Raw genomic sequence first — 17,152 nt, forward strand, 5'->3', positions numbered from 1 at the left:
AGCGTCAGATGGGTATAAGAGACAGGGGCGAGCCGGTGCACGTGATCGGCGACGGGGACCGGCTGCGGCAGATGCTGGCCAACCTGCTGGCCAACGTGCGCGCGCACACGCCGCCGGGCACCCCGGCCACGATCTCGGCGCGCCGCACGGCGGACTCGGTGGTGATCGAGGCGGCCGACGCGGGGCCGGGTCTGACCGCGGATCAGCAGGAGATGGTGTTCGAACGCTTCTACCGCGGCGACGTCGCGCGCGGACGCGGGCGCGAGAACGGTACCGGCACGAGCGAGGGCGGCGGATCGACCGGCGGCAGCGGGCTCGGGCTCTCCATCGTGGCCTCGGTGGCCGAGGCGCACGGCGGTCGGGCGCGGGTGGCCGCGGCACCCGGCGCCGGCTGCGTGTTCACGGTGACGCTGCCGGTGCCGGGACCGCTGCCGCGGGCGCGTGACGGCGACTTCACAAACGCACAAGCGCCGGGCGGCGCCGAGGCCACAAATGCACAAACTCGGGTCAACGACTGAGTGTCGAGCCGGCGCTCGTGCGCACGCGGCCTCGGCGTCGCAGACGGCGCCGGAACCGGTCTGGGCTCAGTCGAAGATCGGCTCGCGGGTGCGGGTGCGCTTGAGCTCGAAGAAGCCGTCGGTGCCGGCCACCAGCAGCACCCCGTCCCAGAGCTTGGCCGCGGCCTCGCCCTTGGGCGCCGGGGAGACCACCGGGCCGAAGAACGCGACGCCCTCGGTGGCGATCACCGGGGTGCCCACGTCCATGCCCACCTGGTCCATGCCCGCGTGGTGCGAGGCCTTGAGCGCCTCGTCGTAGGCGTCGGTGTCGGCCGCGTCGGCGAGCTCGGTCGGCAGGCCCACCTCGGCCAGCGCGGCCTCGATGGTCTCCCGGTTGAACTCCTGCTTGCCGATGTGGCGGCGCGAGCCCAGGGCGTCGTAGAGCGGGCGCACCACCTCGTCGCCGTGCTTGTGCTGGGCCGCGATGAGCACGCGGACCGGGCCCCAGCCGCGCTGGAGCATCTCCTTGTACTGCTCGGGCAGTTCGTCCCGGCCGCTGTTGAGCACCGAGAGCGACATCACGTGGAAACGGACGTCGACCGGGCGCTGCTTCTCGACTTCGATCAGCCAGCGGCTGGTCATCCAGGCCCACGGGCACAACGGGTCGACCCACAGGTCGGCGACCACTCGGTTCTGCGCAGATTCCGTCATGACCACGCGAACACCGGTACGGGACGCTTCATTCCCGGCCCGAGGGCATACCATCCTTCAGAACGGCAAGACACCTGACCAAACGCACCCCAGTAAGGAGCCGTGCAATACAGTGCCCGGTACCAATCTGACTCGTGAAGAGGCGGCCGAACGCGCCCGCCTGCTGTCGGTCTCCTCCTACGAGGTCGAGCTCGATCTCACGACGGGAGCCGAGGATTTCGACTCCGTCAGCGTCATCCGCTTCGTCGCCGAGCCCGGCTCGGCCTCCTTCGCCGACCTGGTGACCGAGGGTCCGGTGCGCCGGATCACCCTCAACGGGCGCGAACTCGAGCCGGCCGAGGTGTTCGCCGACTCGCGCATCCGGCTCGAGGACCTGGCCGAGGAGAACGAACTGCGGGTCGAGGCGGCCTGCCAATACAGCCACACCGGCGAGGGCCTGCACCGGATGGTGGACCCGGTGGACGGCGGCGTGTTCCTCTACACGCAGTTCGAGGTGCCCGACGCGCGCCGCGTGTTCGCCGCGTTCGAGCAGCCGGACCTGAAGGCCACCTTCCAGTTCACCGTGACCGCCCCGGCGGACTGGGAGCTGTTCTCCAACTCCGCCACGCCGCGCCCGGAGCCGGCCGGCGAGGGCAAGGCCGTCTGGAGCTTCGAGCCGACCGCGCGCATCTCCACGTACATCACGGCCCTGGTGGCCGGCGACTACGGCGTCGTGCGCAAGGACTACACCTCGGCCGACGGCACGGTGATCCCGATGGCGATCGCCGCGCGCAGGTCCCTGATGGAGTTCCTGGACGCGGACGAGCTGTTCGACGTCACGTTCAAGGGCTTCGACTACTTCCAGGACCTGTTCGACCACCCGTACCCGTTCCCGAAGTACGACCAGCTGTTCGTGCCCGAGTACAACGCGGGCGCGATGGAGAACGCCGGGTGCGTGACCTTCCGCGAGGACTACGTCTTCCGCTCCAAGACCACCGACGCCTCCTACGAGCGCCGGGCCGAGACCATCCTGCACGAGCTCGCGCACATGTGGTTCGGCGACCTGGTGACCATGGAGTGGTGGAACGACCTGTGGCTCAACGAGTCCTTCGCCACCTACGCCTCGGTGCGCTGCCAGGCTGAGGCCACCCGCTGGACCGGGGCCTGGACCACCTTCGCGAACACCGAGAAGACCTGGGCGTACGCGCAGGACCAGCTGCCCTCCACGCACCCGATCGTGGCCGAGATCCCCGATCTCGAGGCCGTGTACGTGAACTTCGACGGCATCACCTACGCCAAGGGCGCCTCGGTGCTCAAGCAGCTGGTGGCGTATGTCGGGGACGGGGCCTTCGTCAAGGGCCTGCGGACCTACTTCACCCGGCACGCCTGGGGCAACACCCGGCTCTCCGACCTGCTCGGCGCGCTCGAGGAGGCCAGCGGCCGGGACCTGGGCGCCTGGTCCGAGGCCTGGCTGGAGACGGCCGCGCCGAACACCCTGCGGCCCGCGTTCACCCTGGCCGAGGACGGCACCTTCGCCGAGTTCGCGATCGCGCAGGAGGCTCCGGCCGACTACCCGACGCTGCGGCCGCACCGCATCGCCGTCGGCCTCTACGAGCTCGGCGCCGGCGGCCTCGAGCGGGTGCGCCGGGTGGAGCTGGACGTGGTCGGCGCGCGCACCGAGGTGCCCGAGCTGGTCGGCGTGAAGCAGCCGGACCTGGTCCTGCTCAACGACGACGACCTGGGCTACGCCAAGATCCGCTTCGACGAGCGCTCGATCGGGACGCTGGTGTCCTCGATCGGCGAGTTCACCGAGTCGCTGCCGCGCGCGCTGTCCTGGGTCGCGGCCTGGGACATGGTCCGCAACGCCGAGCTGACCGCGCACGACTACGTGGCGCTGGTGATCTCCGGCGCGGCGCGGGAGAGCTCGATCACGGTGCTGCAGTCGCTGCAGCGGCAGGCGAAGTCGGCGGTGGAGCTGTACGCGGCCGAGGACGGGCGGGCCGAGCTGGCCGAGCGCTGGGCCGCGTTCGCGCACGCGCAGCTGGTGGCGGCGGCCGCGGGCAGCGACGTGCAGCTGTCCTGGGCCCGCGCCCTGGCGGCGACGGCGGTGGACGAGGCGCACCTGGGGCTGCTGCGCGGCCTGCTGGACGGCACCGAGTCGCTCGAGGGCCTGACCGTGGACACGGAGCTGCGCTGGACGCTGCTGCAGCGTCTGGCGGCCACCTCGCGGGCCACCGAGGCCGACATCGAGGCCGAGTTCGTCAAGGACCCGACCGCGGCGGGCAAGCGCCACGCCATGCACGCGCGGGCGGCGATGCCGACCGAGCAGGCCAAGGCCGAGGCCTGGGCCTCGATGGTGGAGAGCGACAAGCTCACCAACGAGGAGCTGGGGGCGAGCATCGCCGGCTTCCGCCAGGTGGACCAGCGCGACCTGCTCGCGCCGTACGCCGAGAAGTACTTCGCGGTGGTGACGAAGCTGTGGGCGGCGCGTACTCCGCACATGGCGCAGGCGCTGGCGAACGGCCTGTACCCGGCTCTGATCGTGCGTCAGTCCGTGGTCGAGAGCGTGGACGCGCTGCTGGCCGCGGCGGACGAGCAGACCGTGCCGCCGGCCCTGCGCCGCCTGCTGCTCGAGCAGCGCGACGGCACCGTGCGCACGCTGGCCGGCCAGGCGCTGGACGCCGCGCGCTGAGCTGACCGGCCGTCACGGCCGTGATGCCGACAGGGCACTGACCCGGAGCGATCCGGATCAGTGCCCTGTCGGCTTCGGCGCCGGGGCCGCGGCTCAGCCGTACTCGTAGAACCCGCGGCCGCTCTTGCGGCCCAGGTCCCCGGCGGCGACCATGCGGTTGAGCAGCTCGGGCACGGCGAACTGGTCGGTGTGCGCCTCGTTGTAGATGTTGCGGGTCGCGTTGCGCATGATGTCCACGCCGGTCAGATCCAGGGTGGCCAGCGGGCCCATCGCGTGGCCGAAGCCGAGCCGGCACGCGGTGTCGATGTCCTCGGCGGTGGCCACGCCGTTGTCGAGCAGCCGCACCGCCTCGTTGGCCAGCGCGGCGATCAGCCGGGTGGTGACGAAGCCGGCCACGTCCCGGTTGACCACGATGCAGGTCTTGCCGACCGACTCGGCGAACGCGCGGGCGGTGGCCAGGGTCTCGTCCGAGGTCTTGTAGCCGCGCACCAGCTCGCACAGCGCCATCAGCGGCACCGGCGAGAAGAAGTGGGTGCCGACCACCGCTTCGGGTCGCTCGGTCACGGCCGCGATCTGGGTGACCGGCAGCGCGGAGGTGTTGGTGCACAGCACGGCGCCGTCCCGGGCGAGCTTGTCCAGCTCGCGGAACAGGCCCTGCTTGACCTCCAGGTCCTCGAAGACCGCCTCGACCACCAGGTCGGCCGAGGAGACCGCGGCGAGGTCGGTGGTGGTGGCGATCCGGGCCAGCGCGGCGTCGGCCTCGTCCCGGGTCATCTTGCCCTTGCCGACGAACTTCTCGTACGAAGCGGTGATCCCGGCCAGACCGCGCGCGGTGGCGGCGTCCGACACGTCCCTCAGCACCACCTGGTGTCCGGCGGCCGCCGAGACCTGGGCGATGCCGGAGCCCATCAGCCCGGCACCGATCACAGCGATAGTCATAGTCATGGCTGGCAGCCTACTCGCGGGTAGGTATCCTCTGCCCCATGGCAGTCAACCTCACGCGCATCTACACCAGGACCGGCGACGACGGGACCACCCGGCTCGGCGACATGAGCAAGACCTCGAAGACCGACCCCCGCCTGGCCGCCTACGCCGACACGGACGAGGCCAACTCCTCGATCGGCGTGGCGCTCGCGATGGGCGGACTCAGGGACGAGGTCAGGGCCACGCTGACGCGGATTCAGAACGAGCTGTTCGACGTCGGCGCGGACCTGTGCAATCCGATCGTGGAGAACCCCGAGTACCCGCCGCTGCGGGTGGAACAGCAGGACATCGACCGGCTCGAGCGGGACTGCGACCACTACCTCGAGGCGCTGGAGAAGCTGCGCTCGTTCATCCTGCCGGGCGGCACGGCGGGCAGCGCGCTGCTGCACGTCTCGCGCACCGTGGTGCGCCGGGCCGAGCGCACGGCCTGGGCGGCGCTTGAGGTACACGGGGAGAGCATGAACCCGCTCACCGCCAAGTACCTCAACCGGCTCTCCGACCTGCTGTTCATCCTGGCCAGGGACACCAACCGGGAGGCGGGCGGAGACGTGCTGTGGGTGCCGGGCGGCAGCCGCGGCAGCGGGACCGGCGAGGGCTGACCGGGCCGGGAAGGGGCCTGGCGCTCAGGCCACGCGGGAGACGCCCTGGCCGGGAGGCGCCGCCTCCAGCCAGGACAGGAAGCCGGTCAGGGCGTCCTCGGACAGGGCCAGTTCGGCGTAGCCGGCGCCGAACCGGCAGTCGAGGATGGTCCACCCGGGGAAGAGCGCGAGCTCCTCGGTGCCCTCGGGCTCCCGGCGGCCCACCACCTCGAGGTCACGGCGGGTGAGCACCGCGGCCGGGCGGAAGGCGTAGGAGAAGATGCGGTACCAGTCCACCCGGTCCGCGCCGTACTGCGCGATCCCGTAGGACCAGCCGCGGCCGTCACGCACGGCGGCGGCCGTCAGCGGGGTGCCGGTGCCGCGCACCGGGCCGGACTCCGGCTCGGCCTCGGCCGCCGCGGGCCCGCCTAAGCGCGAAGCAGCCCGCGTCGCCCCCGGCAGAGCGGGAGTCAGACGCAGGCTGCAGTCGAAAGTGCCGCCCCTGCGCCGGATCATCACCCGGCGCAGGAACAGTGCGCCTATCGCGAACAGGACGAGCAGGCACAGTGAGACCACGAACTCGAGGACGACGCTCAACATCGCCGACCTACCCAGCCGCACGTGCTCAACGCGTCCCCCGCCCGGCTATCGGCCGACGGCGCGAAGCCGAAGTTCCGCTCGGGCGGCCGCCGCCTCGGAGTCAGCTCCGTATCCGCCGGCCTGCGCGGTGGTGAGCGACTCCTGGGCCCTGGCCGCATCGATCTGGTCGACGATTTCGGCCGCCTCGCTCAGCAGCGAGACGCGGTTGTCGGCCACCGAAAGGAAGCCGCCGTGGACCACGGCCCGCAGCACCTCGCCGGGCGCGCCGTCCACCAGGGTCTTGATGGTGATCACGCTGGGGTTCATCACCGAGAGAATGGGCTGGTGCTGGGGCATGATGCCCACCTCGCCATCCGCCGTCTTCGCGACGACGAGCGAGGCCTTGCCCGACCAGACCTCTCGGTCGGCCGCGACCAACGCCACGTCGAGTTCAGCCATGGGTGCGGCTCCCTTACCACTAGTCCGTAAAGTTTATCGGATACCGCCGGTCCCCTCCGACCGTGTCTTACGGATCGGAGGGGACCGGGGCGGTCCGGGAACCCTACTTGCTCAGTTCCTTGTACTTGCGCTCGAGGTCCTCGATGCCGCCGCACATGAAGAACGCCTGCTCCGGGACGTGGTCGTACTTGCCGTCGGCGATCGCGGTGAAGGCCGCGATGGTCTCCTCCAGCGGGACGAAAGAGCCCTCGATGCCGGTGAAGACCTTCGCCACGAAGGTGTTCTGCGACAGGAAGCGCTCGATCCGGCGGGCGCGGTGGACCGTGAGCTTGTCCTCCTCGGACAGCTCGTCGATACCGAGGATCGCGATGATGTCCTGCAGGTCCTTGTACTTCTGCAGGATCGCCTTGACCCGGGTCGCGGTCTCGTAGTGGTCCTTCGCGATGTAACGCGGGTCCAGGATGCGCGAGGTCGAGTCCAGGGGGTCCACCGCGGGGTAGATGCCCTTCTGGGTGATCGGCCGGGAGAGCACCGTGGTCGCGTCGAGGTGCGCGAAGGTGGTGTGCGGCGCCGGGTCGGTGATGTCGTCCGCGGGGACGTAGATCGCCTGGACCGAGGTGATCGAGTGACCACGGGTCGAGGTGATCCGCTCCTGCAGCTGGCCCATCTCGTCCGCCAGGGTCGGCTGGTAACCCACCGCGGAGGGCATGCGCCCGAGCAGCGTGGAGACCTCGGAGCCGGCCTGGGTGAAGCGGAAGATGTTGTCGATGAACAGCAGCACGTCCTGGTTCTGGACGTCGCGGAAGTACTCCGCCATCGTCAGCGCCGAGAGCGCGACCCGCAGACGGGTGCCCGGGGGCTCGTCCATCTGGCCGTAGACCAGGGCGGTCTTCTCGATGACGCCGGTCTCGGTCATCTCCGCGATCAGGTCGTTGCCCTCACGGGTGCGCTCGCCGACACCGGCGAACACCGACACACCGCCGAAGTTCTCGGCCACACGGTAGATGAGCTCCTGGATGAGCACCGTCTTGCCCACGCCAGCGCCGCCGAACAGGCCGATCTTGCCGCCGGAGACGTACGGGGTGAGCAGGTCGATGACCTTGATGCCGGTGGTGAACATCTCGGTCTTCGAGTCGAGCTGGTCGAAGCTCGGCGCGTTGCGGTGGATGCCCCAACGCTCGGTGACCTCGAACTTCTCACCCTCCTTGAGGTTGAGCACGTTCCCGGTCACGTCGAAGACGTGGCCCTTGGTGATGTCGCCGACGGGCACCGAGATCGGGCCGCCGGAGTCCTTCACCTCGGAGCCGCGCACGAGGCCGTCGGTCGGCTTCATCGCGATCGCGCGGATCATGTTGTCGCCGATGTGCTGCGCGACTTCGAGGGTGAGGGTACGGGTCTCACCGAGGAAGTCGTAGTCGATCGTCAGAGCGTTGAAGATCTCCGGCATCGCGTCGACGGGGAACTCCACGTCGACAACGGGACCGATGATCCGCGCAACGCGGCCGACGCCGGTCGTGGTCGTGGTCGTCATGGGTTTCATTCACTCCCTGCGTTCGCGTCGGCCAGGGCGTTGGCACCACCGACGATCTCGCTGATTTCCTGGGTGATCTCGGCCTGTCGGGCCGAGTTCGCCAGCCTGGTCAGCTGGCGGATGAGGTCCGAGGCGTTGTCCGTCGCCGACTTCATCGCGCGCCGGCGAGCAGCGTGCTCGGAGGCTGCCGACTGCAGCAGGGCGTTGAACAGCCGCGCCTTGATGTAGTGCGGCAGCAGGGCGTCGAGCACCTCCGCGGGGGACGGCTCGAACTCGTAGAGCGCGAAGGCGCCGCCCGTGGGGGGCTCGGTCGACTCCTCGATCTCCAGCGGCAGGACCCGCGCCGCGACGGCGGTCTGGGTGAGCATCGAGACGAACTCGGTGGACACGACGTGGAGCTCGTCCACCCCGCCGTCCTCGCCGCCCTTCTCGAAGTCGGCGATCACGGCGTCCGCGACCTCGGCCGCGTTGCCGTACTGCGGGTTGTCCGAGAATCCGGACCACACGCCCGCCAGTTCGATACCCCGGAAGCGGTAGTACGACGCGCCCTTGCGGCCGATGACGTACCTGACCACTTCCTTGCCCTCGTCCCGAAGCAGGGACGCGAGCTGCTCGGCCTGCTTGATCGCGGCGCTGTTGTACGCGCCGGCGAACCCGCGGTCCGCGGTGATGAGCACGATCGCGGCACGCCGCAGCCTCGGACGCTCACCGATCAGCGGGTGCTTGGCGTTGGAGTGCGAGGCCACCGCCGACACCGCCCGGGTGATCTCCCGGGCGTACGGGGTCGACGCCGCCACGCGCTGCTGCGCCTTGACGATGCGCGCGGTGGCGATCAGCTCCTGCGCGCGGGTGATCTTCTTCGTGGCGCTGACGGACGCGATGCGCCGCCGGTAGACACGGAGTTGGGCTCCCACTGCCTCAGCCCTCCTTCCTGAACTCGATGCGGATCACTCGGGGCATGGTGCTCAGCCCTTCGCGTGCCGGGTGATGGTCTCCTGGCCCACCTCGGCCCGGTCCAGCGGCGCGACCGCGACGTCGCCGCGCAGCAGCGAACCGTCGGCCTTCTCGAACGAGTCCTTGAACTCGCTCACCGCGGCCTTGAGCAGCTCCGCGATGTCGTCGCCCAGCTTCTGCGTGGTGGCGATCGACGTGAGGATCTGCGGCTTGGAGGACTTGAGGTAGGTGAGGAACTCGGTCTCGAAGCGCCGCACGTCCTGCGTCGGAACCTCGTCGAGCTCGCCGGAGGTGCCCGACCAGATCGAGACGACCTGGTCCTCGACCGGGTACGGGGTGTACTGGCCCTGCTTGAGCAGCTCGACCATGCGCTGACCGCGGGCCAGCTGCGCCTTCGAGGCGTCGTCGAGGTCCGAGGCGAAGGCCGCGAAGGCCTCCAGATCACGGAACTGGGCCAGGTCCACACGCAGCGAACCGGAGACCGACTTCATGGCCTTGATCTGCGCCGAACCGCCGACTCGGGAGACCGAGGTACCGACGTTCACGGCCGGGCGCACGCCCGAGAGGAACAGGTCGGTCTCCAGGAAGCACTGGCCGTCGGTGATGGAGATGACGTTGGTCGGGATGAACGCGGAGATGTCGTTCGCCTTCGTCTCCACGATCGGCAGACCGGTCATCGAGCCCGCGCCCATCTCGTCCGAGAGCTTGGCGCAGCGCTCGAGCAGACGGGAGTGCAGGTAGAAGACGTCACCCGGGTAGGCCTCGCGGCCCGGCGGGCGGCGCAGCAGCAGGGACATGGCGCGGTAGGCCTCGGCCTGCTTGGACAGGTCGTCGAAGACGATCAGCACGTGCTTGCCGGCGTACATCCAGTGCTGGCCGATGGCCGAGCCGGTGTACGGGGCGAGGTACTTGAAGCCGGCCGGGTCGGAGGCCGGGGCGGCGACGATCGTGGTGTACTCCAGCGCGCCGTTGTCCTCCAGCGCCTGGCGCACGGCCGCGATGGTCGAGCCCTTCTGGCCGACCGCGACGTAGATGCAGCGCACCTGCTTCTTGGGGTCGCCCGAGTCCCAGTTGGCCTTCTGGTTGAGGATCGTGTCGATGCAGACCGCGGTCTTGCCGGTCTGCCGGTCGCCGATGATCAGCTGGCGCTGGCCGCGGCCGATCGGGGTCATCGAGTCGATCGCCTTGATGCCGGTCTGCAGCGGCTCGTGCACGGACTGGCGCTGCATGACGCTGGGCGCCTGCAGTTCCAGCACGCGGCGGCCCTCGGCCTCGATCGGGCCGAGGCCGTCGATCGGGTTGCCCAGCGGGTCCACCACGCGGCCCATGAACTTGTCGCCGACCGGGGTCGAGAGGATCTCGCCGGTCCGGCGGACGGGCTGACCCTCCTCGATCTTGCTGTAGTCGCCCATGACCACGACGCCGATCTCGCGCACGTCCAGGTTAAGGGCGATGCCGAGGGTGCCGTCCTCGAACTTCAGCAGCTCGTTGGTCATGGCCGAGGGCAGGCCCTCGACCTTGGCGATGCCGTCGCCGATCTCCGTGACCGTACCGACCTCGTCTACGTTGGCGGCCGAAGGCTCGTACGAGGCGACGAAGCGCTCCAGCGCGTCCCGGATCTCCTCCGGACGGATCGTAAGCTCCGCCATCAGTGTTCCTGTCTCCTAAGTCTTCTCGGACGCCTGCGGTACTTCGCCGTCGCCCGCGAACTTGTCGTGGGGTACTGCTTATGTCTTGGGTGAAACTGCCTCAGGCCGCGAAGCCGCGCGAGGCCTCGGAGAGCCTGGCCACCAGCGAACCGTCGATGATGTCGTCGCCGATCCGGATGGTCATGCCGCCGATCAGGGCCGGGTCGAGCTCGACGTTCAGCCTGATCTGCTTGCCGTAGCCGCGCGCGAGGATGGCGGTGAGCCGCTCGCGCTGCGCCTCGGTGAGCGGGACCACCGCGGTCACCAGGGCCGTGATGCGCTCCCGGTGCGACGCGGCGATGGCGCCGAGCCGTTCGACGCCGGTCAGGACCGACGCGCCGCGCGGGTGGGCCACCACCCGGTGGATCAGCCGCACCGCCGAGGGGTTGGCCTTGCCGGCCAGCAGCGAGTCGACCAGGCCGGTGCGCTGCTGGACCGGGGTCCGCTCGCTCAGGCCCACCGCGAGCTCCGGCTCGGAGGCGAGGATGCGCCCGAAGCGGAACAGGTCGTCCTCGACCGCGTCGAGGCTGCCGGCGCGCTCCGCGAGGGCCAGTTCGGCCTCCACGGACAGCTCGTCGATCGCCTCGGCCAGGTCGCGCGGCTGGGACCAGCGGCTGCGGACGACGCCCGCGACCAGGTCCACCGTGCTCCCGCCGACCTTGCCGGCCAGCAGGTCGGTCACCAGCGACGCACGCTGCTCGCCCGGGCGGCCCGGGTCGGTCAGCAGGCGGCGCAGCGAGACCTCGGAGCCGAGCAGGGCCGAGATGGCGGCCAGGTCGTCCGAGAGCGCGGTGACATCGGTCGTGGGGACCGAGGTCAGGGCCGCCAGGGACTCGTGCGCCGCGGCGAGCGACTCACGACTAGCGCCACGCATGCTCAGCCCACCTTCTGGGTCGCGCCCAGCTTGGCGTCGAGCTCGTCCAGGAAGCGGTCGATGATCCGCTCCTGCACGCCGGCGTCCTGTGCGCGCTCGCCGACGATCTTGTCGGCCAGTTCGGTGGCCAGCTTGCCGAGGTCGGCCTTGAGCACGTTGACCGCGCTGTTGCGGTCGGCCTCGAGCTGGTTGTGGGCGGAGGCGATGATGGCCTCCTTCTGCGAGTTGGCCTCGGTGCGAGCCTGCTCCACCAGCGCCGCGCCGTCGGCCTGCGCCTTGGCCCGGATGTCCGCGGTGGAGTGACGCAGCTCAGCCATCTGGGCCTGAGCGTCGGCCTTCACCTGCGCGGCCTCGGCCTGAGCGAGCTCGGCCTTCTGCAGACCGCCCTCGATGGCCTCGGTGCGCTCGTCCAGGGTCTTGCGGATGTTCGGCAGCGCCTTCGTGGCCAGGAAGTAGAACACGATCGCGAAGGCGATGACACCGATGATCAGCTCGGGCAGCTCCGGAATGATCGGGTTGGAGTTGACCGCGCTGTCGGCCAGGTACGTGACGGGGGTCACGGGTGAGCCTCCTTCTTCGACTCGAGGGTCGCGAGGACTTACTTGCCGAAGACGAACGGCATGACGATGCCGAGCAGCGCGAGCGCCTCGGTCAGCGCGAAGCCGATGTACATGTTGGTCTGGATCATGCCGCGCAGCTCGGGCTGGCGGGCCATCGCCTCGACGCCGTGGCCGAAGATGAGGCCGATACCGACACCCGGGCCGATGGCCGCGAGACCGTAGGCGACGGCGCCGAGCGAACCGGTCACGCCGGTGGAGGCAGCGAGGTCAACAATGGCAGCAGACATTTTCTGTCTATTCCTTCTGGTCGAGCCGGCGGACGGACCCGCCGGTTGGCTTGGTATTCAGGTGGCTTGTGTGCACCGGCCTAGTGGCCGGCCGAGACGCCCTCGCCGATGTACTGGGCGGTGAGCATCGTGAAGATGTAGGCCTGCAGCGCCTGGATCGCCATCTCGAACACGGTCAGCACCACGACCATGACGGCGGAGGTGGCCGCGAACACGGCGCTGAACGTCGCGCTGGCCAGGTACCAGGTGGCGAGGGTGAAGGTGGCGAGCAGCATGTGGCCGGCGAACATGTTCGCGAACAGCCGGATCATCAGCGTGAACGGCTGGATCACCAGGACCCTGAGCCACTCCACCGGGACCAGGATGATCATGACCGGCCACGGCACGCCCTTGGGCACGATGTTCTTCAGGAAGCCGAAGAAGCCCTGGTGCTTGATCGCCTGGTACCAGTACGTGATGTAGACCATCAGCATCAGCGAGGCCGGGAAGGACACGAAGGCCGTGACCGGCATCTGCGCGATCGGGATGATCTCCATCAGGTTCATGCACCAGATGAAGAAGAACAGGCCGACCAGGAACGGTACGAACCGCTCCGCGGTCTTGCCGATCATCGGGCGGGCGATCTGGTCGCGGATGAACAGGTAGCCGATCTCGCCGATGTTCTGGACGCCGCGCGGCACCAGCTTCGGGCTGCGGAAGGCGGTCCAGAAGAACAGCACGACCAGGCCGGCGCAGATCAGCGCCAGCAGCTCCGGCTTGTAGAAGCCGTAGCTGCCGAGGTGGAAGATCGGTCGGTAGTTGAAGTCGCCGAGCGACGGAGGCTGGAAGCCGCAGTTGCTGCCGGCATGGGCGTCCGTGGTGGAACAGTCGCCGCCGCTGGCGAGTAGCACAGTGCTCGCGATCGCCGCACTCACCGGGTTTCTCCTTCGGCTTTACGCATGGTGGTCCGCCATCCGTCGGGGACGGTCTGACGGTCTTTCAGGGAAAATTCATCCGCGTGAGCGGGGACGTGTGGGGGCCGAGTCCTCGATCGGGGGCTCATCGGTCGCGGCCGCTCCGGTTGGCCAGCCAGATCGTGTAGACCAGCGAAAGGACCATGCCGAAGAGGACGCCGAAGAGCAGCAGGATCGGGTGTCCGAGCCAGCGGCCGAGCAGATAGCCGAGACCGCCGTAGACCAGCATCGAAGCCGCCATGTGTCCGACGATGGTCCACATCATGGAGTCCATCTCTCGGCCCTCGGCGCGCTCGCGCTCGATCGCGTCGTCCTCGTCCCGCTGCCGCGGATCGGGCTCAGCGTGGGACGGTCGGGTCTTCGGGCTCATCACCGGCACCGATACGGGCCCCGGCGTGCTCACGACACAACTGCGCGCCGCGACGGCGACGCAGGCTATGTCCCGGCCGAGCCCGGTGGCTCGTGCGCGCGACAGCGTGGCGGGAGCAGACGCTCATGGGCGCGGCTCCACCTGGAGGACCTTGTTGCGCGACATCTCGCGCACCTGCGTGCCACTCCAGCACAGCACGAGCGCGATGGCGCAGAACCCGAAAATCCGGCCGTTGAAGGCCGTGGAGTCCCGGAAGTTGGCGAGCAGAATCGCGAGCGCCACGATCTTGATCATGTAGCTGGCCATCGCGGCGATCATCATCGACTGCGGGCTGACCCTGGCGGCTCGTCCCACCGCGTAGCGGGAGATCGAGAAGAAGATGGTCACCACAGCGAGCGCGAGCAGTGCTCCGAGCGCTCCCTTGGTCCCGTCGACTATCGAACCGACGGCGACGCAGACCACGCCGACGAGGGCCGTGGGTACGGCGGATCGCCGTAGCGCGCGGACGTCTTCGGCCTGCATATCAAGTCTCCGGGGCGGTCATCGGGGTGGTGGCTGCCGGGGATACGGCTTTCTGGATCTGGTGCGATTCTAGAAGAAGCTTGATCCGGCATTCGCAGGGGGGTATGCGATTGCTCCGATCGGGTTCCTCTCTCTGCTCGTGAAACCTATCACAAGTGTCGTCACGCGTCTTCCACGGGGGTGCGTGGTATGGATCACTCGACCATACGCGCAGGTCAAGACGGGTCTCGCGGCGGACCTTCGACCACGGAGGCGGAAGAGACCAGGTCCCGGTCCGGCGCGTCGTCCTCCCGTGCGGCGTGTCGCCCGCGGCCGCCCGGCTTGCGCCCGGCGCGGTCGTCGAGGTGGCGCCGGGCCCGCGGCAGCAGCAGCCCGACGAGGCCGAGGAAGGCCAGGCCCATCGCGCCGAGCACGACCGGGCGGGACTGCGAGGAGACCGAGACCATGAAGACGGTGAAGGAGATCAGGGCCGACCAGAAGTACATGATCAGCACCGCGCGGCGGCGGGAGTGGCCGATCTGCAGCAGCCGGTGGTGCATGTGCTCGGCGTCCGCGGAGAAGGGCGAGCGCCCCGCCCGGGTGCGCCGGACCACGGCCATCACGGTGTCGGCCACCGGCAGGGCCACCGCGCAGAACGGCAGCACCAGCGGCAGGAATCCGGGCACGGTCTTGTAGGTGGCCCCGGTCTGCGAACCGATCATCACCTTCAGCTGGTCCGGGTCGATCTGGCCGAACTCCAGGATGGTGATGACGGCCAGCAGCATGCCGAGCAGCATGGAGCCCGAGTCGCCCATGAAGATCCGGGCCGGGGACCAGTTGTGGCACAGGAAGCCCAGGCACATCCCGATCAGGATGACCGTGACCATCGCGGCCGGCACGATCGTGCTGACGTTGTAGGCGCCGGTCTGCAGCCGGTAGGCGTAGATGAAGAAGGTGCTCGCGGCGATCGCGACCATGCCGGAGGCCAGGCCGTCGAGGCCGTCGACGAAGTTGACCGCGTTGATCATGCCCACGATCAGCAGCACCGAGACGGTCACGGCCAGGTTGGGCTCGAGGCTGATGATGCCCACGCCCGGGATGGAGATCCAGGTCAGCTGGATGCCCATCTCCACCATGATCGAGGCGGCCAGGGTCTGCCCGGCCAGCTTGATGAAGGCGTCGACCCCCCAGCGGTCGTCCACCACGCCGATGATGATCAGGATGCCCGAGCCGATCAGCAGCGCGTGCACGGTCGGGGTGCCCTGGAAGACCCAGGTCTGCATCATCGGCAGGTTGGCCGCGGCCATCAGCCCGGCGAGCATCCCGAGGTACATGCTGACCCCGCCGAGACGCGGGATCGGGGTGGTGTGCACGTCGCGGTCGCGCACCGCGGGCGCGGCGCCGAAGCGGATCGCGCCGATCCGGACCGGGCCGGTGGTCAGGTAGGTCGCGACCCAGGAGACGATCAAGACGGCCAGATACTCGCGCATCGAGGACTGATCGCCGCCTTCCGGACCCGGGTGCACACTGCTGAAGCTGGAAGTTCAGGGTAACGGCAGCCGAGCCGCCTCGCAGATAGACGCGTCCCCGGCCCGCACGGTTTCCGGCGGGCCGGGGACTTCGACGGCACGGATAAGGCCAGGTCAGAGCCTTGGTCCGAGTGAACTCCGAGTCAGCGCGGGATCACGGATAGAGCGGGAAGCGGGAGACGAGTTCGGTGACCTCCTCGGCCACCTCGGGCTCCGGGCTGCGCACGGCCCGGCCGATCAGGTTCGCGATCACCCGCATCTCCGGCTCGCGCATGCCCTGCGTGGTCACCGCCGCGCTGCCCACCCGGATCCCGGAGGAGAGCATCGGCTTGGCCGTGTCGTAGGGCACGCAGTTGCGGTTGAGGATGATCCGCATCCGCTCGCAGCGCTGCTCGGCCTCGCGCCCGCTCACCCCGCGCCCGGCCGCGATGTGCACGCCGCGCAGGTCGAGCAGCGCCAGGTGCGTGTCGGTGCCGCCGGTCACCGGCCGCATGCCCTCACGGGCGAGCTCCTCGGCCAGCACCCGCGCGTTGGCCACGACCTGCCGGGTGTAGTCGGCGAACTGCGGCGTGGCCGCCTCGGCGAAGGCCACCGCCTTGGCCGCCACCGCGTGCATCAGCGGCCCGCCCTGGGCGAACGGGAAGACCGCGCGGTCGATCGCGTCGGCGAACTCGGCCCGGCACAGGATCGCGCCGCCGCGCGGGCCGCGCAGGGTCTTGTGCGTGGCGATGCTGACCACGTCGGCGTACGGGACCGGCGAGGGCACGGCGCCGCCGGCCACCAGGCCGGCGATGTGCGCCGCGTCCACCAGCAGATAGGCGCCCACCTCGTCGGCGATCTCACGGAAGGCCTCGAAGTCGATGAGCCTCGGGTAGGCCGTGGCCCCGCAGATGATCAGCCTCGGCTGGTGCGCCTTGGCCAGATCGCGCACCCGGTCGTAGTCGATCAGCTCGGTGTCCTCGCGCACCGGGTAGCCGATGGCCTGGAACCAGGTGCCGGAGAAGTTGCCCGGCGAACCGTGGGTCAGGTGCCCGCCGTGCGGCAGCGCCATCGCCAGGATCCGGTCGCCGGGGCGCAGCAGCGCCGCGTACACGGCCAGGTTCGCCGAGGCGCCCGAGTGCGGCTGCACGTTCGCGTGCTCGGCCTGGAAGAGCGCCTTGGCCCGGTCGACGGCCAGCCGCTCGGCCCGGTCCACCTCGGCGCAGCCGCCGTAGTAGCGCCGGCCCGGGTAGCCCTCGGCGTACTTGTTCGACAGCACCGAGCCGAGCGCGGCCAGGACCGCCGGTGAGGTCGGATTCTCGCTGGCGATCAGCTGCAGCGTGCCGCGCTGGCGTTCCACCTCGTCCAGGATCACGCCGGCGATCTGCGGATCCTTGCGGACGAGGTCGGCGAAGTCGGGGCCGTAGAAGGGGGTGGAGGACCGGGT

General features: G+C 69.6%; 18 protein-coding genes. 3 read left to right on the forward strand and 15 right to left on the reverse strand.

Annotation, left to right across the window (positions count from 1 at the left end):
• The coding region (locus tag KDL01_RS47100; RefSeq protein ID WP_212531773.1) for a sensor histidine kinase at positions 1-518 on the forward strand (518 nt) is incomplete at its 5' end.
• A 66-nt stretch (positions 519-584) separates the two neighbouring features.
• On the opposite strand, the gene KDL01_RS28770 is transcribed toward KDL01_RS47100, so the two are convergent.
• Positions 585-1,208 carry a mycothiol-dependent nitroreductase Rv2466c family protein gene (locus tag KDL01_RS28770; RefSeq protein WP_212531774.1) on the reverse strand — a complete coding sequence of 208 codons (624 nt, stop codon included), beginning with the start codon at positions 1,206-1,208 and terminating at the stop codon, positions 585-587.
• 112 nt (positions 1,209-1,320) lie between these two features.
• Between KDL01_RS28770 and pepN the strand changes: the two genes are divergently transcribed.
• The gene (gene pepN / locus KDL01_RS28775) at positions 1,321-3,879 is read left to right on the forward strand and encodes an aminopeptidase N (protein WP_212531775.1); all 2,559 of its coding nucleotides are present in this window, start codon (positions 1,321-1,323) and stop codon (positions 3,877-3,879) included.
• 93 nt (positions 3,880-3,972) lie between these two features.
• Here pepN and KDL01_RS28780 read toward each other — a convergent pair whose 3' ends face one another.
• The gene (locus KDL01_RS28780) at positions 3,973-4,824 is read right to left on the reverse strand and encodes a 3-hydroxyacyl-CoA dehydrogenase family protein (RefSeq protein WP_212531776.1); all 852 of its coding nucleotides are present in this window, start codon (positions 4,822-4,824) and stop codon (positions 3,973-3,975) included.
• Positions 4,825-4,862: 38 nt separating this feature from the next.
• Between KDL01_RS28780 and KDL01_RS28785 the strand changes: the two genes are divergently transcribed.
• Positions 4,863-5,462, forward strand: a complete 600-nt coding sequence (locus tag KDL01_RS28785) for a cob(I)yrinic acid a,c-diamide adenosyltransferase (RefSeq protein WP_212531777.1) — start codon at positions 4,863-4,865, stop codon at positions 5,460-5,462.
• A gap of 24 nt (positions 5,463-5,486) precedes the next feature.
• Here the strand turns inward: KDL01_RS28785 and KDL01_RS28790 are convergent, their stop codons facing one another.
• From KDL01_RS28790 to glyA, 13 genes are all read right to left on the reverse strand, one after another.
• Positions 5,487-6,041, reverse strand: coding sequence for a DUF2550 domain-containing protein (locus KDL01_RS28790; RefSeq protein WP_212531778.1), 555 nt, complete (start codon positions 6,039-6,041; stop codon positions 5,487-5,489).
• A gap of 45 nt (positions 6,042-6,086) precedes the next feature.
• Positions 6,087-6,479: a F0F1 ATP synthase subunit epsilon gene (locus KDL01_RS28795; RefSeq protein ID WP_212531779.1), complete on the reverse strand. Its 393-nt coding sequence runs from the start codon at positions 6,477-6,479 to the stop codon at positions 6,087-6,089.
• Between the two features lie 103 nt (positions 6,480-6,582).
• On the reverse strand, positions 6,583-8,010 hold the full coding sequence (gene atpD, locus KDL01_RS28800) for a F0F1 ATP synthase subunit beta (RefSeq protein WP_212531780.1): 1,428 nt from the start codon (positions 8,008-8,010) through the stop codon (positions 6,583-6,585).
• A 5-nt stretch (positions 8,011-8,015) separates the two neighbouring features.
• Positions 8,016-8,924: a F0F1 ATP synthase subunit gamma gene (locus KDL01_RS28805; protein ID WP_212531781.1), complete on the reverse strand. Its 909-nt coding sequence runs from the start codon at positions 8,922-8,924 to the stop codon at positions 8,016-8,018.
• Positions 8,925-8,975: 51 nt separating this feature from the next.
• On the reverse strand, positions 8,976-10,613 hold the full coding sequence (gene atpA / locus KDL01_RS28810; RefSeq protein WP_212531782.1) for a F0F1 ATP synthase subunit alpha: 1,638 nt from the start codon (positions 10,611-10,613) through the stop codon (positions 8,976-8,978).
• A gap of 100 nt (positions 10,614-10,713) precedes the next feature.
• On the reverse strand, positions 10,714-11,526 hold the full coding sequence (locus tag KDL01_RS28815) for a F0F1 ATP synthase subunit delta (RefSeq protein ID WP_212531783.1): 813 nt from the start codon (positions 11,524-11,526) through the stop codon (positions 10,714-10,716).
• A gap of 2 nt (positions 11,527-11,528) precedes the next feature.
• Positions 11,529-12,086, reverse strand: coding sequence for a F0F1 ATP synthase subunit B (locus KDL01_RS28820; RefSeq protein WP_212531784.1), 558 nt, complete (start codon positions 12,084-12,086; stop codon positions 11,529-11,531).
• 38 nt (positions 12,087-12,124) lie between these two features.
• Positions 12,125-12,373: an ATP synthase F0 subunit C gene (atpE, locus tag KDL01_RS28825; protein WP_212531785.1), complete on the reverse strand. Its 249-nt coding sequence runs from the start codon at positions 12,371-12,373 to the stop codon at positions 12,125-12,127.
• An 80-nt stretch (positions 12,374-12,453) separates the two neighbouring features.
• Complete coding sequence (atpB, locus tag KDL01_RS28830; protein WP_212531786.1) at positions 12,454-13,287, reverse strand: F0F1 ATP synthase subunit A; 834 nt, start codon at positions 13,285-13,287, stop codon at positions 12,454-12,456.
• A gap of 124 nt (positions 13,288-13,411) precedes the next feature.
• A complete protein-coding gene (locus tag KDL01_RS28835) occupies positions 13,412-13,696 on the reverse strand; it encodes an AtpZ/AtpI family protein (protein WP_212531787.1) in 285 nt (94 codons plus the stop codon).
• Positions 13,697-13,819: 123 nt separating this feature from the next.
• A complete protein-coding gene (locus KDL01_RS28840; RefSeq protein ID WP_212531788.1) occupies positions 13,820-14,218 on the reverse strand; it encodes a Cg1360 family ATP-synthase-associated protein in 399 nt (132 codons plus the stop codon).
• A gap of 215 nt (positions 14,219-14,433) precedes the next feature.
• Entirely contained in the window at positions 14,434-15,687 is a 1,254-nt protein-coding gene (locus tag KDL01_RS28845) for an MraY family glycosyltransferase (RefSeq protein WP_212531789.1), read from the reverse strand.
• Positions 15,688-15,880: 193 nt separating this feature from the next.
• Positions 15,881-17,152: serine hydroxymethyltransferase (gene glyA, locus KDL01_RS28850; RefSeq protein ID WP_281415646.1), on the reverse strand; the 1,272-nt coding region annotated here is incomplete at its 5' end.

Origin of the sequence: Actinospica durhamensis (genome assembly GCF_018139695.1) — a bacterium.
Classification (GTDB): domain Bacteria; phylum Actinomycetota; class Actinomycetes; order Streptomycetales; family Catenulisporaceae; genus Actinospica; species Actinospica durhamensis.

Bases quoted from the DNA above. Each gene is read 5' to 3' on its own strand.
- KDL01_RS28770 (WP_212531774.1), bottom strand. From the start codon at position 1,208: ATGACGGAATCTGCGCAGAACCGAGTGGTCGCCGACCTGTGGGTCGAC.
- KDL01_RS28780 (WP_212531776.1), bottom strand. From the start codon at position 4,824: ATGACTATGACTATCGCTGTGATCGGTGCCGGGCTGATGGGCTCCGGC.
- KDL01_RS28785 (WP_212531777.1), top strand. From the start codon at position 4,863: ATGGCAGTCAACCTCACGCGCATCTACACCAGGACCGGCGACGACGGG.
- KDL01_RS28790 (WP_212531778.1), bottom strand. From the start codon at position 6,041: ATGTTGAGCGTCGTCCTCGAGTTCGTGGTCTCACTGTGCCTGCTCGTC.
- KDL01_RS28795 (WP_212531779.1), bottom strand. From the start codon at position 6,479: ATGGCTGAACTCGACGTGGCGTTGGTCGCGGCCGACCGAGAGGTCTGG.
- atpD (WP_212531780.1), bottom strand. From the start codon at position 8,010: ATGACGACCACGACCACGACCGGCGTCGGCCGCGTTGCGCGGATCATC.
- atpA (WP_212531782.1), bottom strand. From the start codon at position 10,613: ATGGCGGAGCTTACGATCCGTCCGGAGGAGATCCGGGACGCGCTGGAG.
- KDL01_RS28815 (WP_212531783.1), bottom strand. From the start codon at position 11,526: ATGCGTGGCGCTAGTCGTGAGTCGCTCGCCGCGGCGCACGAGTCCCTG.
- atpE (WP_212531785.1), bottom strand. From the start codon at position 12,373: ATGTCTGCTGCCATTGTTGACCTCGCTGCCTCCACCGGCGTGACCGGT.
- KDL01_RS28835 (WP_212531787.1), bottom strand. From the start codon at position 13,696: ATGAGCCCGAAGACCCGACCGTCCCACGCTGAGCCCGATCCGCGGCAG.
- KDL01_RS28840 (WP_212531788.1), bottom strand. From the start codon at position 14,218: ATGCAGGCCGAAGACGTCCGCGCGCTACGGCGATCCGCCGTACCCACG.
- KDL01_RS28845 (WP_212531789.1), bottom strand. From the start codon at position 15,687: ATGCGCGAGTATCTGGCCGTCTTGATCGTCTCCTGGGTCGCGACCTAC.